Source organism: Caballeronia humi, from assembly GCF_001544475.1.
GTDB lineage: Bacteria > Pseudomonadota > Gammaproteobacteria > Burkholderiales > Burkholderiaceae > Caballeronia > Caballeronia humi.
This window is the reverse complement of sequence record NZ_FCNW02000075.1, coordinates 1-18,348: the sequence shown is the minus strand read 5'-3', so window position 1 is coordinate 18,348 and position 18,348 is coordinate 1. Positions and strand designations below refer to the sequence as shown.

17 protein-coding genes and 1 pseudogene are annotated in these 18,348 nt (G+C 59.4%); 7 read left to right on the top strand and 11 right to left on the bottom strand.

Annotated elements, in window-relative coordinates:
• From AWB65_RS31745 to AWB65_RS31715, 7 genes are all read right to left on the bottom strand, one after another.
• The coding region (locus AWB65_RS31745; RefSeq protein WP_087670838.1) for a site-specific integrase at positions 1-1,565 on the bottom strand (1,565 nt) is incomplete at its 3' end.
• A gap of 48 nt (positions 1,566-1,613) precedes the next feature.
• The gene (locus AWB65_RS37300) at positions 1,614-1,961 is read right to left on the bottom strand and encodes a transglycosylase SLT domain-containing protein (protein WP_235007928.1); all 348 of its coding nucleotides are present in this window, start codon (positions 1,959-1,961) and stop codon (positions 1,614-1,616) included.
• Positions 1,958-3,220 (bottom strand): TrbG/VirB9 family P-type conjugative transfer protein, encoded by a 1,263-nt coding sequence (locus AWB65_RS31735; RefSeq protein WP_087670836.1) that lies wholly within the window; start codon positions 3,218-3,220, stop codon positions 1,958-1,960. The genes AWB65_RS37300 and AWB65_RS31735 overlap by 4 nt, the downstream gene beginning before the upstream one ends.
• Positions 3,217-4,017, bottom strand: coding sequence for a transglycosylase SLT domain-containing protein (locus tag AWB65_RS31730; RefSeq protein WP_087670835.1), 801 nt, complete (start codon positions 4,015-4,017; stop codon positions 3,217-3,219). The genes AWB65_RS31735 and AWB65_RS31730 overlap by 4 nt, the downstream gene beginning before the upstream one ends.
• A complete protein-coding gene (locus tag AWB65_RS31725; RefSeq protein WP_087670834.1) occupies positions 4,010-5,260 on the bottom strand; it encodes a TraB/TrbI/VirB10 family type IV secretion system protein in 1,251 nt (416 codons plus the stop codon). Before AWB65_RS31725 ends, AWB65_RS31730 begins: the two co-directional genes overlap by 8 nt.
• Positions 5,261-5,262: 2 nt before the next feature.
• Positions 5,263-6,135: a TrbG/VirB9 family P-type conjugative transfer protein gene (locus AWB65_RS31720; protein ID WP_087670833.1), complete on the bottom strand. Its 873-nt coding sequence runs from the start codon at positions 6,133-6,135 to the stop codon at positions 5,263-5,265.
• A 2-nt stretch (positions 6,136-6,137) separates the two neighbouring features.
• Positions 6,138-6,842: a VirB8 family type IV secretion system protein gene (locus tag AWB65_RS31715; RefSeq protein WP_087670832.1), complete on the bottom strand. Its 705-nt coding sequence runs from the start codon at positions 6,840-6,842 to the stop codon at positions 6,138-6,140.
• Between the two features lie 946 nt (positions 6,843-7,788).
• Between AWB65_RS31715 and AWB65_RS31710 the strand changes: the two genes are divergently transcribed.
• Positions 7,789-8,643, top strand: coding sequence for a hypothetical protein (locus AWB65_RS31710; RefSeq protein ID WP_125474266.1), 855 nt, complete (start codon positions 7,789-7,791; stop codon positions 8,641-8,643).
• 104 nt (positions 8,644-8,747) lie between these two features.
• Here the strand turns inward: AWB65_RS31710 and AWB65_RS37675 are convergent, their stop codons facing one another.
• The 3 genes from AWB65_RS37675 to AWB65_RS37795 all read right to left on the bottom strand — a co-directional run bounded on the left by AWB65_RS37675 (position 8,748) and on the right by AWB65_RS37795 (position 10,153).
• Complete coding sequence (locus tag AWB65_RS37675; protein WP_268808272.1) at positions 8,748-9,035, bottom strand: TrbG/VirB9 family P-type conjugative transfer protein; 288 nt, start codon at positions 9,033-9,035, stop codon at positions 8,748-8,750.
• Entirely contained in the window at positions 8,980-9,384 is a 405-nt protein-coding gene (locus tag AWB65_RS37670) for a TrbG/VirB9 family P-type conjugative transfer protein (protein WP_268808271.1), read from the bottom strand. Before AWB65_RS37670 ends, AWB65_RS37675 begins: the two co-directional genes overlap by 56 nt.
• Before the next feature lie 448 nt (positions 9,385-9,832).
• Positions 9,833-10,153: a hypothetical protein gene (locus tag AWB65_RS37795; RefSeq protein WP_327359432.1), complete on the bottom strand. Its 321-nt coding sequence runs from the start codon at positions 10,151-10,153 to the stop codon at positions 9,833-9,835.
• Between the two features lie 1,105 nt (positions 10,154-11,258).
• Between AWB65_RS37795 and AWB65_RS31695 the strand changes: the two genes are divergently transcribed.
• The 5 genes from AWB65_RS31695 to AWB65_RS31675 all read left to right on the top strand — a co-directional run bounded on the left by AWB65_RS31695 (position 11,259) and on the right by AWB65_RS31675 (position 16,500).
• Entirely contained in the window at positions 11,259-12,491 is a 1,233-nt protein-coding gene (locus AWB65_RS31695) for a ParA family protein (protein WP_087670837.1), read from the top strand.
• On the top strand, positions 12,488-13,516 hold the full coding sequence (locus AWB65_RS31690; RefSeq protein WP_087670830.1) for a ParB/RepB/Spo0J family partition protein: 1,029 nt from the start codon (positions 12,488-12,490) through the stop codon (positions 13,514-13,516). The genes AWB65_RS31695 and AWB65_RS31690 overlap by 4 nt, the downstream gene beginning before the upstream one ends.
• 243 nt (positions 13,517-13,759) lie before the next feature.
• On the top strand, positions 13,760-15,016 hold the full coding sequence (locus AWB65_RS31685; protein WP_200821845.1) for a Replication protein O: 1,257 nt from the start codon (positions 13,760-13,762) through the stop codon (positions 15,014-15,016).
• Between the two features lie 831 nt (positions 15,017-15,847).
• Entirely contained in the window at positions 15,848-16,114 is a 267-nt protein-coding gene (locus tag AWB65_RS31680; RefSeq protein WP_087670829.1) for a type II toxin-antitoxin system Phd/YefM family antitoxin, read from the top strand.
• Positions 16,111-16,500, top strand: coding sequence for a type II toxin-antitoxin system VapC family toxin (locus tag AWB65_RS31675; protein ID WP_087670828.1), 390 nt, complete (start codon positions 16,111-16,113; stop codon positions 16,498-16,500). Before AWB65_RS31680 ends, AWB65_RS31675 begins: the two co-directional genes overlap by 4 nt.
• A 466-nt stretch (positions 16,501-16,966) precedes the next feature.
• Here AWB65_RS31675 and AWB65_RS31670 read toward each other — a convergent pair whose 3' ends face one another.
• Positions 16,967-18,004 carry an IS110 family RNA-guided transposase gene (locus AWB65_RS31670; RefSeq protein ID WP_087670827.1) on the bottom strand — a complete coding sequence of 346 codons (1,038 nt, stop codon included), beginning with the start codon at positions 18,002-18,004 and terminating at the stop codon, positions 16,967-16,969.
• 113 nt (positions 18,005-18,117) lie between these two features.
• On the opposite strand from AWB65_RS31670, the pseudogene AWB65_RS31665 reads away from it, so the two are divergent.
• A pseudogene (locus tag AWB65_RS31665) lies at positions 18,118-18,348 on the top strand (integrase); the annotation flags it as partial.

Below are 18,348 nucleotides of genomic sequence, written 5' to 3'. Positions count from 1 at the left end.
GCGAGCGCGCGGGTCGCATGGGTGTGTCGAATCCAGTGTGGGCTGGCTTGCTCGAGTTTGTGAGCGACAACGGAATCCGTCGGTCGGATCTGTTCGGCAACGAGACGAAAGAATCGCTTTAGCACCGCGCGGAGCCGCGTCCCGGAAATGCTCACCGAATGATCCTGACCGAGTGCGGGCACAAGCGGTAGGGTCCGACTGCAATGGTGCGGGTCAGCGTGCAGTCCTCGCTGATGAAGATAGGTTTGAAGGGCCTGCATCGCAAGAGGGGGCAAAGCGACCCGTGCGCTGCGGCGCCCCTTCCCCACCACGCGAAGCCAGATGTCTGTGGCGTCGCCGAAGATGACGTCGCCGATCCGCGCGTGAATCAACTCGTTCGCACGCAGGCCGGTTGCCAGTTGAAAGTCGAGAATGAAGCGCAGCCGCTGAGCGGCCTCGAGCGACCAACCATGTTGCGTCGACAGGTCATTGGCCACATGCCGGGCGAATTGCCACTCCTCGTCATGAAGCGATCGTACGCATATGGAAGCGGTTACTCGTGTGGAGCCTGCGCTCACGCCGGCGAACGGGTTGGCAACCACGTACTGTTGCTCGACCAGCCACCGGAACATGCCTGAGAGCACCGACAATGCATAGGCAACAGATGAGGAACTTAAACGTCCGACGAACGGGCACCACCCATCAGATAGACGAGTTTGCCGCGAACCGATCCATTGATCTCGTGGCTCAGGGGAGCGCAGGAACGCTCGGTAGGCAATGGCGTCGCTGGTGTTCAATGATGAAAGCGCTCGCTTGCGCTCAACATTAGCCCACAGTAAGAGCCGTTCGGCTTCCTTGCGATAGGTCCGCGACGTTGTGGCGGGTTCGTGCAAGGACAGCCACGCGTCGATCGCCTCGCGGTCCGTCGTGACACAGAGCAGGCACCTCGCCCTGGGCGCCCGATACCGGCCTCTCGAACCATCTTGACGCCGCGCGGCCATGACATCACGCCAAACAACGCGCCGAGTCGGTTGCGATCGTTCCACCAGCCGGCGCGCTGATTCGGTCAATGACGGGTAACGCGAAAAGAACGCTTCGATACGGTGTGCTGACGCGGGGCCAATCCCCACCATCTCGCTCCACCAGTGATGACGGCGAGGTACGCGCAACGTCAGCTCGGCGAACGTCGTGACACCCATTCGTTTCAATGGCAGGCTCGCTCGCGGCGCTAACCATAGACCGAGATCGTCGGTGATCTGCGGCTCGCGGTCCTGCAACTCACGCAACGCCTCGATCGCCCGATGAACGGGCATGCCCCGTCGTGCGTGGTCTGCGTTCCGATCCCGGAAAACCGCGGCGAGATCGTCTCGTCCGTTTGCTTCAGCGATATCGATCAAGCGGCGTCTGATCCGGCCCAGCATGCCGCGAGACGACTGCGCCTGGATTCGCCTATGCGACAAATAGCGCTCGACCGCCGCGCGCGCTGAGAGGCCCTCACACCACGCGCGCAGTGCTGCGAGGGATGCGTGGTCAGGAAACCCGACATACGTTTGCCCGTGTTGGCCGATGCGATGGGACTGCTTCACGTTCGCCTCCCGACGCGTGCAGCGGTTCCACAGACTATGCCACGGTTGCTACCCCTGCCTACCCCGCATCACCAACGGCGCCATTCCGATAACCGCTCTTATTGAAATAGCGGTTCGCCATGCGAAAACCACCACATCGGAAACCGTGTCTGAGGCTCGGATCGAGTTGTAACAGCCTCGAAGGTTACGGTTCACCTGCATCAACCCAATGTCCTCGCTTCCATCGGTATTGCGGCTCGTCACATACGGGCGCATCCCCGACTCTTGCTGTGCGATGGCGCGTACTACCTGGATGCTCACGCGGTGGTAGCGCGCTGCATCGTCAAGACAATCCGCACGCGCATGCAGTGAGACGGCCGCGCAAAGCAGCGCTGAGAAGTAGAGCATTTGGTTCATGACGCGGGCCGATCAAAGAACCGCACATCGTGTTTGCGCAGCACGTTGACGACGTTGCCGTCGGAATTGACGATGAACTGGTCGGCGGTGCCGTTGAATTTGTAATAGCGGCCCTTCTGCTCGCCCGAACCGATGTGCGCCACGTCGGCGACCGTCACCTTGCCGACGGTGTCGGCGAACTTGAAGAACGTCGAGCCGTTTTCTTCAAAGACGCTTTGCAGAGCGGCCTTGTTCGCGGTGTCGAACTCATAGACGGTTCCGGCGACACGGGCGACTTCGACCTTGTCCGCGCCGTTGGAGATCGTGAAACGTTCTGCGCGGTTAAACGTCACGACCCCGGTCGCGTCGTCCCACTTCGGGCGCAGCGATTTGCCGTCTTGCGCGGTCACCTTCAACTCCGCAGCAGGCTTGGCGGAAAACTTGATTTGTATGTGGCTGTCGTCACCATCACGGATCGCCAACGCGCCCAGCTTCGCGGCAAGGATGGACCCTGATGCGGCGGGTGCGTCTGTCTCGGCTTTCTTCGCGATATCGGCAATCGGGTCCGCACCCGGAGTGACCCCCGACGACGCGGCGGCAGGATCTGCCGTGACCTGCGACACCGGCGCGACGTAGTTGACGGCCACTGACTGCGGAGCCGAGCGGCGCAGCGTGACGTGATGAGCGTTGAAGTCGACGTCTGCATACAAGTCGGAAGCTGCCACGAGCCGATCGAGCGACTGCATCCAGTTCTCGCCATCACGCGTGCCGAAGCTCGCCGAGGTCGTCAGATCGATGTCTTTCTGTGCCGAGCCCGTCCAGCCCTGCGGAACGAGCGCTTTGACCAGTTGGGCGAGCGGTAGCGTGGCGTTCAAAGGCCGAGTACTTTCAAGGCTGCTGCGCGGCCCGATAAGCGCAAGGCGGCCCGAAAATCCGGAGAAACCGGAGGGCGTGTCGCTGCGCGCCTTGTCGCCAATGAATCGGTTGGCCTTCTTCCAGTAAGCGGTGGCGCTTGAGCCGCCCGCCGAGTAACGGATCACCTCGGGTGTGCCCGGCACAACGATGTACGGTCCTTGGCTATGTCCACCGTCCACGCGCAGCGACTGACCGGCGCGCGGCTGGAAATAGGTGTCGCTGCCATCGTTGAAAACAAGTGCAGGTCGCTCAAGCACATTACCCGCGATCTCATAGTCAAAGTCGAGCGGGTCTGTGCCGGCAGCCGCCGCATTGAGCGTGACTGCGGCAAGCGCGATAGTGAGAAGAGAGAGCGTGTGCTTCATAGACCGCGTTCGATTTGAGAGAGGTGCTTCACGAAGCGCGCGAGGTATTCGCGGCCCGGGGCGGGATTGGCGCTGTGGTAGTAGGCGACCGCGTTCACCGCGGAGTGCGTGAGGCGGTAGTTCTCGTTGAGGATGTCTTCGGCGACGCGGATGTTTGTCGCCGGCGCAAGGGCATCCCAAGCACTCGCGAAGCGCTTGCCGTGGTATCCCCAGTTCACTTGCATGATGCCGACGTCGAAGTTCGACCGGCCGTTGGTGATCAAATAGCTGACCGCGCGATACGCGTCTTCGCGAGTGCGGAAGAAGAACCCGCGACCCGCGACATTCAACGTCCACGGCCATGCACGACCGTTGTAGGCCGACTCATTCAGTGCGATGCCAGCAAGGATCTTCGGATCGACGGACGTGTGCATCGCGTCGAACGGCGCCTGCGCGGATGCGCACGACCAGCCGCCACGCCGCTCGGTGATGCTCGCCTGAGCGTCATCGGTAAGCGTCGCGGGGCGCAGCCAGCCCGCCTTCACGAACAGGCTTTCGAGACTAATAGGCGATCCGTCAATGTTGATCGCAACACCGCCAGCCGTGGCCTCGACCGTTTGGCCTTCAAATCGGTTAGCCCACGCCAGAAACGGCTTCAGCCCACACGCATACACCGGCTCGCCGGGCAGTTCGACGATCGCGCGCTTCATGCCGTCATCGAGCACGATGCGCGTGGGGCTGATGATCGAATCGATGGTCGCCGCATGAGCGCCGAACGCGATCGCACACAGGCAGGCAGCCACCCATGCCTTAGTCATGGTACGGCTCCATGACGATGTCCTGCGTCACCTGCACCAGGAACTTCTGGCCCGGTTCAACGGTGATCGTCGGCGGGATATTCTGGTTGCGCTGCATGACGGTTTGGGCCGTCGCTGCCGCGACCTGCCCCGCCGTGTCACCGTAGGTAGTAACGCCGTTCGGGGTCGCCGTCGTCGCCGTCTGCGAACCGCTGTCGAACGCCTTCAGCAAAATCGCCGTAATGAAGCCCGCGCCGAAGATTTTCAGGAAGTGGTTGTTCACATCGCCCGAGAACCCGGCGTAGCCGTTCTGGTCGGCACCCTGCATGCCGTTGAGTGGCACGCTCTTACCATTGGGCAGACGCAGACTCGTCGAAGCGACCAGCAGGCGCTCTTGACCAACTTTGACGTCCGCGCTGTACATGCCATTGATGAACGCGCCCTTCGGGATCATCAAACAGTCGCCGCGCAGGCTGTCATAGATGTCCTCGTCCACCATCAACGACACGCGACCCGGCTTGTCCGAGTTCAGCCCCTCCACCGTCTTGACGTGGATGACGTGCGGCGGCGTCAACGTGCAACCCGTCGACCGGCCATTGAAGGTTGTGCGTTCGATGCCGCCTTGCGAAGCCGCATCGCGCAGGAAGGCGCGGTCGCGATTTTCCGGTGCTTGGCCCTGCTTCGCCAAGGCGATCGCCATCGCATCGGGGGTGTTGGCTCCCGCAGCGTTACGGGCAGCTCGTACCTCGTCCAACGAAGGGACGCCAGCGGGCAGTACACCGGTCGCCGAGTCCGCCGAACGCGACGCGCCTGCCTGTTTAAAGATAGAGGACGTATAGATCGCGTCTTGCGCCGCTTGCCGGGAGAGGTCGGGCGTGTCCGTGCCCGAGCCTTTGACTTCTTCCTGGAAGTCGGCGCCGGTCAGCATCGGTTTGACAGCGGGCTTCGGAGCCGCTGCTTCAGACGCTGCGCGAGCGGCAGCCTCCGACGCCGCTGCGTCGCGCTGCTGACGGATCATCTGGTCGATGTCGTTGTTGTTCGCGGCAGTGGGCGCTTCCGTACTCGACTTCAGCGCGGTCGCCTTCTTGATACGCGCCTCTTCGTCTGCCTTGTTCGTCGCCTGTAGCTGATAGTAAAAGCCGAGGCCTCCGATGACGACCGCAGCGAGAATGCCGATGCTCATGATCGCATTGCGCGGCGTCTTGCCTTTGACGAGGGTTTCTTGCTCCGCAGTAGGCGTAGCCGAGTCCGATTTCTTCGCCACGATCAGAACACCCCGAACATGCGACGGCGGCCGCGCGTCACTGTGACCTCGTCCTTGCCCGAACGCAGAACGATCTCGTCGGCCAGACGCTGAAGGACAAGGAAGTCCCCACGGCGAATAAAGTTCGCAACGACACGATCGCCGTGGTCGAGAATGAACGGAACCGGCCACTCCTGAGCCTTGGCAGGCATGCGCATCCAGACCGCATGGCCGTCGTCGAAGACGGTCTCCGGCGTGAACTCGGCGTGGCCATCGACGCTGTAGTCCCAGATCAGCTTGTCCGGCGCCACACTGATGCTGCCCGAATCAGCACCGCCGCGAGCACTGTTCGCCGTCGCGTCGTCGCGTGCGCTAACGCGCGCCGTCGGCGCACGCGGGTATTGGAAGCGCACCGTCTGATAGAACATGCCGCCCGCCGGCGACGCGATCAGCGTGAAGTCGTACTCCCTCAGATTCGTCGTCAGGTGCAGCGTATTAACGAGGTCAGCCTTGTGCGGCTTGATGAACACGTGGTTCATCTTGTCGTCGTCGATCTCCCACTGGACGCTGTCGCCCATCGCCGGGTCCGCGATCAGCTTCTCGCCCTTCTCCAGTTCGATTGTCGTGAGCTTCAACGGCGCGGTCAGCACCCGATAAATCTGGTCGCGGCTGTACGGGAAGACGCCGATGCGCGCGTCGCCCGGCATCGTCAAGGGATCGGCGCCGCCGTTGAACGGATTGATCGGGCTCATGGGGTCGCCCGCGACCATCGCAGTATTAAACGTCGAGTCGCTTGCGGCTTTCTTGGCCGCAGCCGGCTGAGCAAGGAACGCTGCGCACGCAGCGAGAACGCACATGCCGATGACCGGCCGTTTATGGAGAGTGGTTGCGGTCATGCTTATGCTGTCCGCTCAAGGCGGAAGAACGGAATGAAGATGCCGAAGGGGTTCGTCGTCAGCGCCTGTTCAGCAGTGGGCGCGACGATCTGATAGCGCAACGTGAGCGCGTATGACTTCACGTCCGGCTTACCCGTGGCGCCAGCTTGCGACGTCGTAGTCGTGAATTCGACGAGTACAGTCGAGTCTTCAAGCAACGCGATGTTGCGTACGTCGACTTCGCGGATCAGTTTCGGGTTAGCCGTGATCTGCTGGAACGGTGTGTCGGCCTTCAGCCAGTCGCGGAACTGACCGACTGCCGCGCCGATCATTTGTGCCTTCACCGAGTTGATGTTGGCGGTCATGCGCGAAGTCTCGAGGCGGTCCGACAGCACCGGCTCGATCGTGAACCAGCGAACGGCCATGTCTTTGACCGTCATGCGCACAGCTTGCGAGTCGGGCTTATAGGCGACGAGCTCGGTCACAATTGGATGGCCGCCCGTATCGGCAGACACACCCACAACGCGAGTGACCGAAGGCGGAGGCTGCCGCGTCCACACGGCGCCCGCCGCGACGACAGCCAAGCCGAACGAAATCAGCATCCAGCGGTTAGCTTCGAGCTTGAGCCTTGTGCTCGTCTCGAAAATCACCCTGCTTGGATCTTCTTCGGCGTATGAGCCGGGGGCCGTGGACAGCGCGGCCCGACGCTTGTTCTTGAAAAGAGGCATGGCAACCCTTTGGAATGGTCACCATTGGAACAGCGCGGGCGTCCCTTTTTTAGCGGAAAGACGGGTGGTTTTGTGCGCCTTTGTACGGTCGTGCCGAACAACCCCTGCTAGTGCAGCATCGCAGAACCATGCGAATTATCATGATGAAGCGCATTTCCCAGAAAGACGCTGTTTTCGGGCGTCTTTCCACGGGCTGCGATTAGACAGCAACGAGCCTATGCCCTCGGGCAAGGGTCGCCGGGCGAAAGTGTTACATTTAGGAATAGTTCGCAATATGTAACACGTCCGCGGCGCGGCATTCCGCTTTCGAATCATTGGGTTGCTTTTGTGCCGCGCCGTTGAAGTGAATTATCAGTGATACGGCGCACACGATCTGCGGCCGTAGCGGGCATGTGACTTTTGTAGGGTTGAAGGTTAGGAGGCAGCAGCCTCGTTGTCTTCGACCCTCCACCGGGTGATGTTGTGCTGATCGAGCAAGCACTGCCCGAACAACAATTTCTCTTTTATGGCACGAAACCGTCCAGAACGATTCGATGACGTTGAACCGCCGCTTTGGGTATAGGCATTCAAAGGGTATCTAGTTCGCGCCGTCCGAATACTTTTAGTTCTTTAGCTGGGTCTTCCTGCGCAAAAGTGGCCAGTTTTTCAGGGGTCGGCGATTGGTCACGCCTTGCGACATCGACGTCCGTCACGTCATTGCCACTTTCCCACACGGCTCGCATGTAACCACCGGCACTTAATGTTTCGCTTCTTCTTGACCTGTCTTTCGACATAATCGACAGCGCTGGCTATTTTGTCGGACCTTCTTGCAACCATGCAACGGCGAGGCGAGGCGATCCGCAATAGTCAGCGCGAAGTGCCGCGTATTCGCACGCGGTTTCCACTTGGAAACCGCGTGCTAAAGACTGGCCCGGCCCCGCCGACAAACAGAAAGGGAGGCGAAACAGTGGAACGATATATCGGAAAGCAACTTGCGCACAATCCGTTGGCGCTGGCTGCGTTGTATCACGACGGCTTGGGGCGTCAATGGACGAACCAGAGGGACGCAGCCGCGGCTCTAACGAAACTCGGGGTTCGGCGGGAGCACGTCAACAGAGCGGTGCGCGTCGCGTCGATGCCCGTCGAAGTACTTAGCCTATTTACGGAGGCTGGGTTGCTCGACAAAACAGCTAGACAGCTACTCTCGCTACAAAGAACGGTCGGACGCGATTCACTAGTGCAGCGTGCGGGTGCGGTTTCAAAGGAAGGCAAGTCATGGACCGAGATCATCCAGCTTCTAACTGGGGAGCCGGTAAGTGCGCCAAAACGGCGGCGCCCTGCGGTGTCTCAGCCGTTATTGCGAGCCGCGCGATACACGGAAGGATTAGCAAATAACGAATGGTCTACGTTGAGCGAGGCGTCGGGGCGCACGGGATGGGCCAAGACCAAAATTTCCGAAGCTATCTCCGTCTCGAAACTACCGGCTGTCGTGATCGAGCTTTTCGACGCCAAACGGTTTACGACGAAACACGCGGCTGATCTGCAAGCGATCGTCAGGCTGTTGGGCATTACGAAGGTTGTTCGCAACGCGAAGTGGCTTACAGAACATCCCGGCCGTCGCACCTCCAAGGAAATCTTGAAGTATCTAGCCAGTGGAGAGCCCACTCCCGACTGTGACGTTGCAGTTGCACGCAAAGGTACGAGCGTGACCATTTCCTTTACGTTCGAAGCAAGACCTAACGTACGTAAGCTGGTCGATGTGGATCAACTAAAGATGCTCTCGATCTCCGCCTTCAAAAACTCGGTCGAGGTGCCCAGGTAGCGACAGCTACCGAATGGCCTGCGGTTTCCATTCAGAACACTCCGAACAAGCGGCGGCAGCCGCGTGTCACCGTGACCTCGTCCTTGCCGGAACGCAGAACGATCTCATCGGCAAGACGCTGAAGGACGAGGGAACTCCCCGCGACGGATGAAGTTCGCGACGACACGATCGCCGTGGTCGAGAATGAACGGAACCGGCCACTCCTGAGCCTTGGCAGGCATGCGCATCCAGACCGCATGGCCGTCGTCGAAGACGGTCTCCGGCGTGAACTCGGCGTGGCCATCAACGCTGTAATCCCAATTCAGCTGGTCGAGCGCGACACTGGTTTCCCGATCGCTACCACCGCGGCCGCCGTTGCCCGTCGCGTCGTCGCGCGCGCGGACTCGCGCCATCGGCGCGCGGGGGTATTGGAAGCGCACGGTGATAGAACATGCCACCCGTCGGCGACGCGATGAGCGTGAAGTCGTATTCCCGCAGATTCGTCGTCAGGTGCTGCGTGTTGACGAGGTCCGCCTTGTGCGACTTGATTAACACGTGGTTCATCTTGTCGTCGTCGATCTCCCCCATCGCCGGGTCGGCGATCAGCTTCTCGCCCTTCTCCAGCTTGATCGCCGTGAGCTTCAGCGGCGCGGTCAGCACGCGGTAGATCTGGTCGCGGCTGTACGGGAACACGCCGATGCGCGCGTCGCCCGGCATCGTCAAAGGATCGGCGCCGCCGTTGAACGGATTGACCGGGCTCATGGGGTGCGCCGGCGACCATCGCGGCATTAAACGACGAATCGCTGGCGGCTTTCTTGGCCGCGGCCGGTTGAGCAAGCAACGCTGCACACGCAGCGAGAATGCACATGCCGATGAGCGGCCGTTTATTGAAAATGGTTGCGGTCATGCTTATGCGGTCCGCTCGAGGCGGAAAAACGGAATGAAGATTCCGAAGGATTCGTTGTCAACGCCTGCTCAGCAGTCGGCGCGACGATTTGATTCGCAACGTGAGCGCGTACGACTTCACGTCAGGCTTGCCCGTCGCACCAGCTCGCGAAGTGGTCGTCGTGAATTCGACGAGCACGGTCGAATCTTCGAGCTACGCGATGTTGCGCACGTCGACTTCGCGGATCAGTTTCGGGTTTGCCGTTATCTGCTGGAACGGTGTCGGCCTTCAGCCAGTCGCGGAACTGACCGGCTGCCGCGCCGATCATTCGCGCCTTGACAGAGTTGATGTTGGGGTCATGCGCGAAGTTTCGAGACGGTCGGACAACACCGGCTCGATTGTGAACCAGCGAACGGCCATCTCTTTGACGGTCGTCCGCACAGCTTGCGAGTCGGGCTTATAGGCGACGAGCTCGGTTACGATCGGATGGCCGCCGGTATCGGCAGACACGCCCACAACGCGTGTGACCGAAGGCGGAGGTTGCCGCGTCCATACCGCGCCGACGGCAATCACGGCAAGGCCGAACGAGATTAGCACCCACTGGTTAACTTCGAGCTTCAGCTTTGTGCTTGTCTCGAAAATCACCTTGCTTGGGGATCTTCTTCGGCGTATGAGCCGGGGGCCGCGGATAGCGCGGCCCGACGAGAGTGTCCGCGTACTTTTGAACCCCGAGCAAGACTTTGCCTGACGCGAACGGCAGGGGCCGTCCTTCGAAAAGTTTCAGCTCCGGCGGGGGAAGCTTCGAAATGGCAACAGTTGCTGACGAGCAGGAGAAGTTAAAGATCTATATGCGACCTTATGGCAGCCATGCCGCCCGGGATAAAACCGACTGGCTCTTGCCCCGTTCCACCCAAGTTCGGAGCTACTTAGACTCTTTGCGGCTGCGTCACTCGCGCCCTACCTATGTTTCCGGGAGTTTAAAGACGACGACTGCTTATCGACTCCATTTGGAAAGGCGCTTGTTTTTTGTCGTCTTTCTCCTTCTGCGCCGCTATTGAATCGGGAACAATTCCAAGGAACTGAGTCACGCGAGCGTTACATCGCTGCCGGCAATTCTAATTGATCCACTGTGCCTTCTTGGCCGCCTGGGGAATAGGTTTTCCCTTCGTGGGCCTCGAATCGCCTTTCCCATCGGAAGTTATTAAGTTCGGCGTCATCGGAAAGAAGAGTTAATTGGACAGGGTTGATTTGTAACGTTCGTTGCGGAATGCGTAGCGATTGATACGTTTTCTGCGGCCGGCGGGCGGGATGACGAGGAACTACCTAAAAGACCAAAATCTGGCCATCATGCGCCTACGCGGCGTGAAACATTCGGGAGTTTTTCTCCTAACTGCTTGATACGATACGACTTTCATGCCAGGGAGAACCGTCGCCGGGTGTTTCACGAACGGGGACTTTTCTTTTTACTCAAGCCACATGGTGCGAGAGTTTTCAGGGCTCATGCAGCCTCGCCTCTTTCATTCCAGGTGATGAGTTCCGGGTTGATAAGCTCTTGAACGGGCTAACTTCGAGCGTTTCCTCAAGAAAGTGCTCGTGAGCCTTGTCGCAGTTCGGTCTGTCACGGTACGGCCCCAAAAAAGTTAACTTGCGACCGACCCAATTACCGTCTAGCATTTCTCGCAAATCCGCCATTCAGCGTTCGATCTTGCGACCAATGGCGACTCTTAAATTCAACATAGGGACGGGTCTTATGCAAACGAATGCCAAGCCCATTGTGTCCATCGATACGATCGTCAACCACACGCCGACGTCGTTCGGCCTAGATGATATCGAAGTCATCTCGGAACACGCCAACGAGACATTACTGACGGTACGCGAGCAGATGCTCCTGCCGCACCCCAAAAAGCACGCCCCGGTGTTCACTACGACTCAAATCGCCGCCCTGTGCAGGATTGAGCGGAAGAAGGTCAACTACTACTGGGAGCGCGAGGAACTCGGTCTTCCCCAGGGCACTAGCCTGCCGCGTACGCGCGAATTCACGCTGACCGAAGCGCGCGAATGGGTAAAAAAAGTGGGACCGTTTTCGCCGCGACCGCCGGGCGTCAAAGGAAAGAAGATCGCAATCGGCAACTTCAAGGGAGGTGTAACCAAAACCACCAGCGCGATGACACTCGCGCAAGGTCTCTCCCTGTTCGGCAGGCGAGTTCTGTTAGTGGATCTGGATCCGCAAGCTTCTTTGAGCGCGCTCAATGGCGTTATCGCAGATAGCGAAGTCACGGAGGACCAAACCATCCTGCCGTTGATTTATGGCGAACAAAGCGACCTGGAGTATGCGGTTCAGCCGACGTACTGGGATGGTATCGACCTGATTCCGGCCAGTGCAGCGCTCTTCTCCGCCGAATTTTATCTGCCGTTCAAGCAGTCGCAGGAATCGGGCTTTCGTTTTTGGGACGTGCTTAACGCCGGCCTCGAACCACTTCTCGATCGGTACGACGCGATCATCATCGATACGCCACCTGCCCTCTCATACGTGACGATCAATGCATTCATGGCAGCGGACGGCCTGATTGTTCCGATCCCGCCGAACGCACTCGACTATGCCTCCTCGACACAGTTTTGGTCGCTTTTCACAGACTTAGGTCGAAGCATGAAAAACGTCGTGCCGAATCTAAATAAGCGATTCGACTTTATTCATGTCCTGCTGACCAAGGTCGATTCCAGTCAAATAGCGACCAACAAGGTGCGCGAGTGGATCACTCGCTCTTACGACAGCTTGGTGCTACCGATCGAGATTCCCACGACCACTGTCACGACTACCGCGTCAATGGAGTTTGGAACTGTGTATGACATCTCGAAGTACGAAGGCAGCAACAAAACGTACCAGCGGGCAAGAGAAGCCTATGACCGATTCGCCGAAATGATTGATCAACAACTCACTGCGCTCTGGGCCGTGGAGTCCCAATCCGTAGCGGAGGCAGCATGAGTCTACGAGAAAAGCTTGCTGCTAAGAATGCGGCGATCGCCGCTGCCTCAAATGCCAATGGTGTAAGTGCACGGGTCGATGACGGCATCCCGAAGACGGCGCCAGGCAGACTATTGGAGGCCATGCCGATGCTTGCCGCCAAGGACAGGCAGGTTGCCGAGCTACAAACCCAAAACGCTGAACTTAGGGAGCAGCTTGAGAAAGCCGCGCGAGCCGGGGCCGAAATTGCGCTCAGTCTCTTGGTTGAGATACCCGGGCGGCGGCGTAAGCTCTCGAAGGAAGCGTATGTCGCCCTTCGCGAGAATCTCCGGCACAACAAGCTAATCCATCCGGTCGTTGCGCGCAGATCAGACGATGGCACTTACGAGATCATCTCGGGCCATCACCGGATCGACGCATATCGGGAGCTGGGGCGCGAACATATCCGTGCCGTGATCATGGACAGCTCAGACGAAGAAGCAACCGACGGTGCTTTCAACGTCAACCTGATTCAGTCCGGCCTCACGGACTACGAGAAATATCTTGGCTTTCGTATTCGGCTTGAGAGAACGCCAGGAATGACGCAAGTGCAGCTTGCTGAACAGACAGGCATTTCGACGGCGCTCGTATCCTACATTCTGGCCTTCGATCAACTACCGCCAGACGTGCTGTCGATGGTTGAAGAGCGCCCAGACCTCCTTGGCGCAACTGCCGTGGCGGCGCTGGCGGGTTTCACCAAGGCGGGCAAATCGGAGCAGGTGGTCGGCGCTGTAAAGAAATTGATTGCAGGCGAGGTTGATCAAGGCCAAGCAGTGAAGCTGGCAGGTGCTGAACCACCCAAGCAGAAGAAAGGGTCCGCGCCGCCAGTCATGGAAAAGATCAGAGCAGGAAAGGCGACCTACTGCGAAATTCGGCGCGCCAGAAACGTTTTCCGACTGGAGTTCAAGTCGGAAGAGGAGGCTGAGCGTCTACATGCCGCAATCAGACGTCTATTAGAAGAAGAAGCGAACGCGATAAAATTTCAGTCCGAAAACGAAAATGCTTAAAAATCAACGCGTTAAGTAGACTGAACGTTGAACAGGAGCACGGAATGCGCTAATTACCTTTCATAAAGACAAAAGCCTCCGGCTGGAAACCGAAGGCTTTTGCATAAGTGGGCTTGGCTGGAAATCCTCGCGCCACACTCCCCAGCTGGAAACTGGAAAGGGTACATCCTCAACCCGGAGTGTAGCTCAGCGACGAGAGCAGTCAAGCGAAATCAATCCATTTTTTGGAAATGGACGCTCGACATGTCTATCGCGCAACGTTCCGTTGCTGGCGAGGGTGAGTCGCACCCAGAGCCTGCAGAAAAGTATAAAACCACTATCGATTCCGCCGCTGTCGTCGCCTTTCGTTGTGACTCGACCAACTTGCCTTGGGTGATCTTTCGGGCCGCCTTCCGCGCCGCTCACATCGAAGAGCTTCCTCCGCGTGCGCGCGCAGTGCTTGCCGCTCTCGCCCGTACAGTTGACGCAGCCAAGCCCTTCGCTGCCATTTTCGCTCGCCGTGAGCTGCTCACAGGTCGCGCTCTTCAGTCCATGCGGACCTTCTATCGGAGCCTCGTCGATTTAGAGTCTGCTGGACTCATTGATCGACGCCCGCAATCTCGCTACGTCGACGCGGGTCTCTTCGGTCGCGCCTACCTGCATCTGACCGAGCATGCAGCCGTCCTTTTGGGCCTCTCAGAACGCGGCCCGGCACTCCCGTCCACGACTTCACGGTCTGATTGTTTTTCGCCCGAGCGTCCGTCTGCCAACTTGGCAGACGGTGGTATATATAAGGATCTTAGCCCTTCAGTTTTTCAAAAGAGACAACCGGGGCAAGTGCCTGAGGAACTTCAGCGCCTGCGGTCCCTGGGGTTTTTTGATTTCTTGATCTTCAAACTCATGCGCGAAGCACGCGAGCATGGCAAGCGTCTCTCGGATGTCGTCGAGGCAACGTGGGACCATCTCAAGCTCGCCAAGGCACCGATCAACTACCTGCGCAGCCTCCTACGAAGCACGGCCGATTTCGCCCGACAGATCCGCCGCCGGATGGACGCGAAAGCAGAAAGACAAGCGGGACTGAAGCGCACGTTCGAAACCGAGCGGTTAGTCCGTCAAAGCGCCGGGCAAACGTTCGTGGACGCCTCCGGTCAGCGCAAGTACGTAATCGACGCGGACGGCGAGAGCATGGTCGTCTACATCCTCGACGAAGGCATCGGCCGCCAGGCGGCAGGATGGAAGGAGGGCTTCGCTATGGCTCGAGCACGCGGACAGATCCGTGTGGCCACCGAGGTTGATCTGGAGCCATTTGGTCAGACGCGTCGATTCGTGAGCGAACCGGAGCAGGGCAGTGAGCGGCCTCCGGTTACCGCTCAGATCCGGGAACACATCGCCGGACTGCGCAGCCTGTTGGGAACTCGACAGCTAATGAGGACTACTGAAATTTTGAGCAAAAAATGCAGCTCCGTAGACCCGGGTATGGGCGCGCTTAACGTGCAGCCTGCCAACGGTTGTCGGCCTTGATAGTCGCAAGGGTTTCTGTGAAGTTCATCTACCCGTCATCGCCCGTGCTCGCCGACATCGGCACCATGTTTCATGGCAAAGAGCAACGAGTCCGCAGCATGCGGAGGACAACTCCTGCGGACGCGATTGAGCTTCATCGTGATGTCGATGCGAGTCTTCCTGTCGACCCGCCCCAGTGGCCACGTAAAAGAAGCGCTTCACGGCGTTGTAAGCCCGCGGCATGCAACGGTCGGGCTGACCGGGCGAGTCCGGCCAGCGCTGACCCGTCTCGCAGTGCGAGTATAAAGCGCATGGGGACCGCCGCGGCTAAATCCGGTAGGGCGTCGTACGCGCATCGCAAATGTCCGCGCCTGTTTTGTCAAAGCTGCCCTCCCATCTGCGCGCGTGACTCAGCCGCGATCCGCGGCTCAAGCTCTGGTCACTGCATGCACTTGCGTAAGGCTATGAGGCACCGGAATGATCGCTGTTACACAGGCGCCCTAATAACTATCCAAACGGTTTGCTTGATAGTTATTATTAGCAGTGAACGATTTAATGCGTGAAATACCCGGAAAGCGCATTACGTGACGGCTCGACGAGGGTTTCCCCTTGGTTGTGCCTGTCCGAGTGCGCGATTGCTGCGGTTAAGTCTGGCTGGCCCAGCCGGCATGAAGCCGGGTGCGACCTGACGAGCGAGAGCCCAAAACGCTCACTGGCACGCGCGTGGTATGAGTACGGCGCGACCGCGCGGGGGGCCGGCGCGCAGAGAAGCACGCGGGCAGGGCGGACATTTGTGTTTTGTCACCCGCACCCGCATACTAGCTAACATTGCTTAGCTAACCACGGAGTCACATGCTGACGGTCAATATGCACGACGCGAAATCGAAACTGTCGAGCTTGGTTGAGCAGCTCGAGGTCGGCCAGGAAAACGAGGTGATCATTGCGCGCAACGGCACCCCCGTCGCTCGGCTGGTGCCGTTTGCCGCGCCCCGACGCATCGGCGCCGCGCGGCACCTGCTTGCGGGACTGGTCCCGGCCACGCTCGAGGCGTTCAATGCCGGCGATGACGCGATCGCCGCAGACTTCGACGCGAGTGCCCGGCGAGAGCTCGCGCCGTGAGGGTGCTGCTCGATACGCATATCGCGCTGTGGGCGGCCGAAGGCGCTCCGCAGCTCTCATCGTCGGCCATTGACCTGATCGAAGATCCGGCCAATACACTGCTGGTGAGCGCCGCAGCGGTCTGGGAGATCGCGATCAAGCATGCGAAGGGCAACCTACGCGTGCATCCGCGTGATGCCCGCTCGGCGTTTCGGCTGGCGGGCTTCGCGGAGCTGCCGATCGCCGGGGAGCACGCAGAGGCCGTCGCCGCGCTGCCGTTTCACGACGACCACGCCGATCCGTTCGATCGCATCATGATCGCGCAGGCGTTGCACGAAGGGATCGTGCTGTTGAGCGCGGATCCGAAGGTCTGGCGCTATCACCCGACCCTGATGATTCGCGCGTGATGCCGTGAGTGAATCCGGCGCATCCGGACGCGATGCGGTTGGTCGGCGCCGCAGCCAGGTGCGCTGGAATGAACTCCTGGGGACCACCGATAGTTTCGGGCGCCGGAACGAGGGGTTCCCGAACCTGCTCACCGACTGCCCCTGAAAAAGCTCACCGGTGCGCTCACTGGTGTGTCTACCCCAGCCTGATGGAATCATGGCCAACTCTATGAGCGCGTCCCGTTTTGCAACAGTTTTCGTTTGTTCAGACTTACAGGATGGGTTGCGGCTCTCTATCCGGCCTTCATGCAGTCGGTACCGCCGCTGCGGGCCCCTATGAAATCCGCTGACTCGCTCCTCATTCCAACCACGAACTCGAAGCTCTGTTGGCCATTCAGGTTTAGCAAGTCCCAGGTCCTACCTGACTAGTCATCACACTCGATTGCTGCGCAAACTCTCGAATCACCCTGTGCCAGACGTTAGCTTTCTACAAACCGCAAACCGCCTCGGCTGGCCTTACACTCACGTAATTCTTCTGGTGCCGTCTGTCGTGGGCCAGTACCGCCCAGATCGTGCGCGCGATTTTATTTGCTAGCGCAACGATCACGACGTTCTTGGGCCTGCGTTTGATCATCTGCTCGACCCACGGACCGGGCTCCTTCGAGTGTTCTAGCACCGATCTCGCACCATGGATCAGCAGCGTGCGTAGGTATGTATCGCCCCGCTTCGATATGCCGTGCAAGTTCACCTTGCCACCGGAGCCCGTTTGTCTTGGCACGAGACCGGCCCATGCAGCAAATTCCCTGCCGGAACTGAAAGCCTTCGGATCACCCATCATTGCTACGGCTGCCGTTGCTGTCAGCAGTCCCACACCGGGGATTTCGCTGATGGCCTTGACCGCTTGGTCCTCTTTCTTCCACGCCCGCATCCGGCGCTCGATCTGAGCAATTTGCTCATCCAGTTTTGTCAAACCGGCCCATTGTTCGCGCAACGTATCGATCACAACCGCAGGAAGTCGCTCCGCGACCCGTTCCAGTACTGCTGGAATCGCCCTGTCAAGGGCTGCACGACTCTTGGCCATCACCTCTCCGTACTCCGTCAACAGTCCTCGCAAATTGTTGATCTGCATTGTGCGAAATTTGATGAGCTGCTGGCGCATCCGGTGCAGTGCCAGCATCGCCTGCTGCGTCTCAGTCTTTACCGCGACCGCCTTGCCGGGTTGCTGTACGGCCAGCCAGATTGCCCGCGCGTCCGCCGCATCATTCTTGTTGCGGATGTTGAACGCTTTGACGAACTCCGCCGGCATTAGCTTGACCTCGTGGCCCATTTTTACAAGTTGCCTGGCCCAGTGGTGCGCACCGCTGCACGCTTCCATTCCGATAAGGCAGCAAGCACGGTTTGCAAAATGCTCGAGAAATCGTGCCCGCTTGATCGGCCTGTTCACGATCTCTCCGGTTTCCGGCTCAACGTAATGCACTTGGAAAACTTGCTTGGCGATGTCTACGCCTACGGCGATACTATTCATCGTGGATTCTCCGGTTGCCGGGAAACGCATGCATTTTGCCCCAGGCACGTCGATGCCGTTGGCCCGTGAAGATCCACTTTCTCTGCTCACACGTTCGCGGGAGGGACGCGTTCATTTCATTCCAACCTCAACAGCTGACCTTGCCACCGCCGCGCACTTACACGCGCACGGACTTCACCGCATTGCGCGCGTTCGTGCAGCGTATCCCCGCGGCGACCATCGCGCGTCTGTACTACGACGTGGAATTCGCCCCGCACGCCACCACTTCCGATGCGATGGAGCGCTATCTGCGCACCATGCGCGACGATCTGGTGACGCTCGCGTTGCGCCATGGCTCGGCCGCG

Coding starts and splice junctions, on each gene's coding strand:
- AWB65_RS31685 (WP_200821845.1), top strand. CDS start 13,760: ATGTCTATCGCGCAACGTTCCGTTGCTGGCGAGGGTGAGTCGCACCCA.
- AWB65_RS31695 (WP_087670837.1), top strand. CDS start 11,259: ATGCAAACGAATGCCAAGCCCATTGTGTCCATCGATACGATCGTCAAC.
- AWB65_RS31735 (WP_087670836.1), bottom strand. CDS start 3,220: ATGAAGCACACGCTCTCTCTTCTCACTATCGCGCTTGCCGCAGTCACG.
- AWB65_RS37300 (WP_235007928.1), bottom strand. CDS start 1,961: ATGAACCAAATGCTCTACTTCTCAGCGCTGCTTTGCGCGGCCGTCTCA.
- AWB65_RS31680 (WP_087670829.1), top strand. CDS start 15,848: ATGCTGACGGTCAATATGCACGACGCGAAATCGAAACTGTCGAGCTTG.
- AWB65_RS31720 (WP_087670833.1), bottom strand. CDS start 6,135: ATGACCGCAACCACTCTCCATAAACGGCCGGTCATCGGCATGTGCGTT.
- AWB65_RS31730 (WP_087670835.1), bottom strand. CDS start 4,017: ATGACTAAGGCATGGGTGGCTGCCTGCCTGTGTGCGATCGCGTTCGGC.
- AWB65_RS31715 (WP_087670832.1), bottom strand. CDS start 6,842: ATGCCTCTTTTCAAGAACAAGCGTCGGGCCGCGCTGTCCACGGCCCCC.
- AWB65_RS31690 (WP_087670830.1), top strand. CDS start 12,488: ATGAGTCTACGAGAAAAGCTTGCTGCTAAGAATGCGGCGATCGCCGCT.
- AWB65_RS31670 (WP_087670827.1), bottom strand. CDS start 18,004: ATGAATAGTATCGCCGTAGGCGTAGACATCGCCAAGCAAGTTTTCCAA.
- AWB65_RS37670 (WP_268808271.1), bottom strand. CDS start 9,384: ATGAGCCCGGTCAATCCGTTCAACGGCGGCGCCGATCCTTTGACGATG.
- AWB65_RS37675 (WP_268808272.1), bottom strand. CDS start 9,035: ATGGCGCGAGTCCGCGCGCGCGACGACGCGACGGGCAACGGCGGCCGC.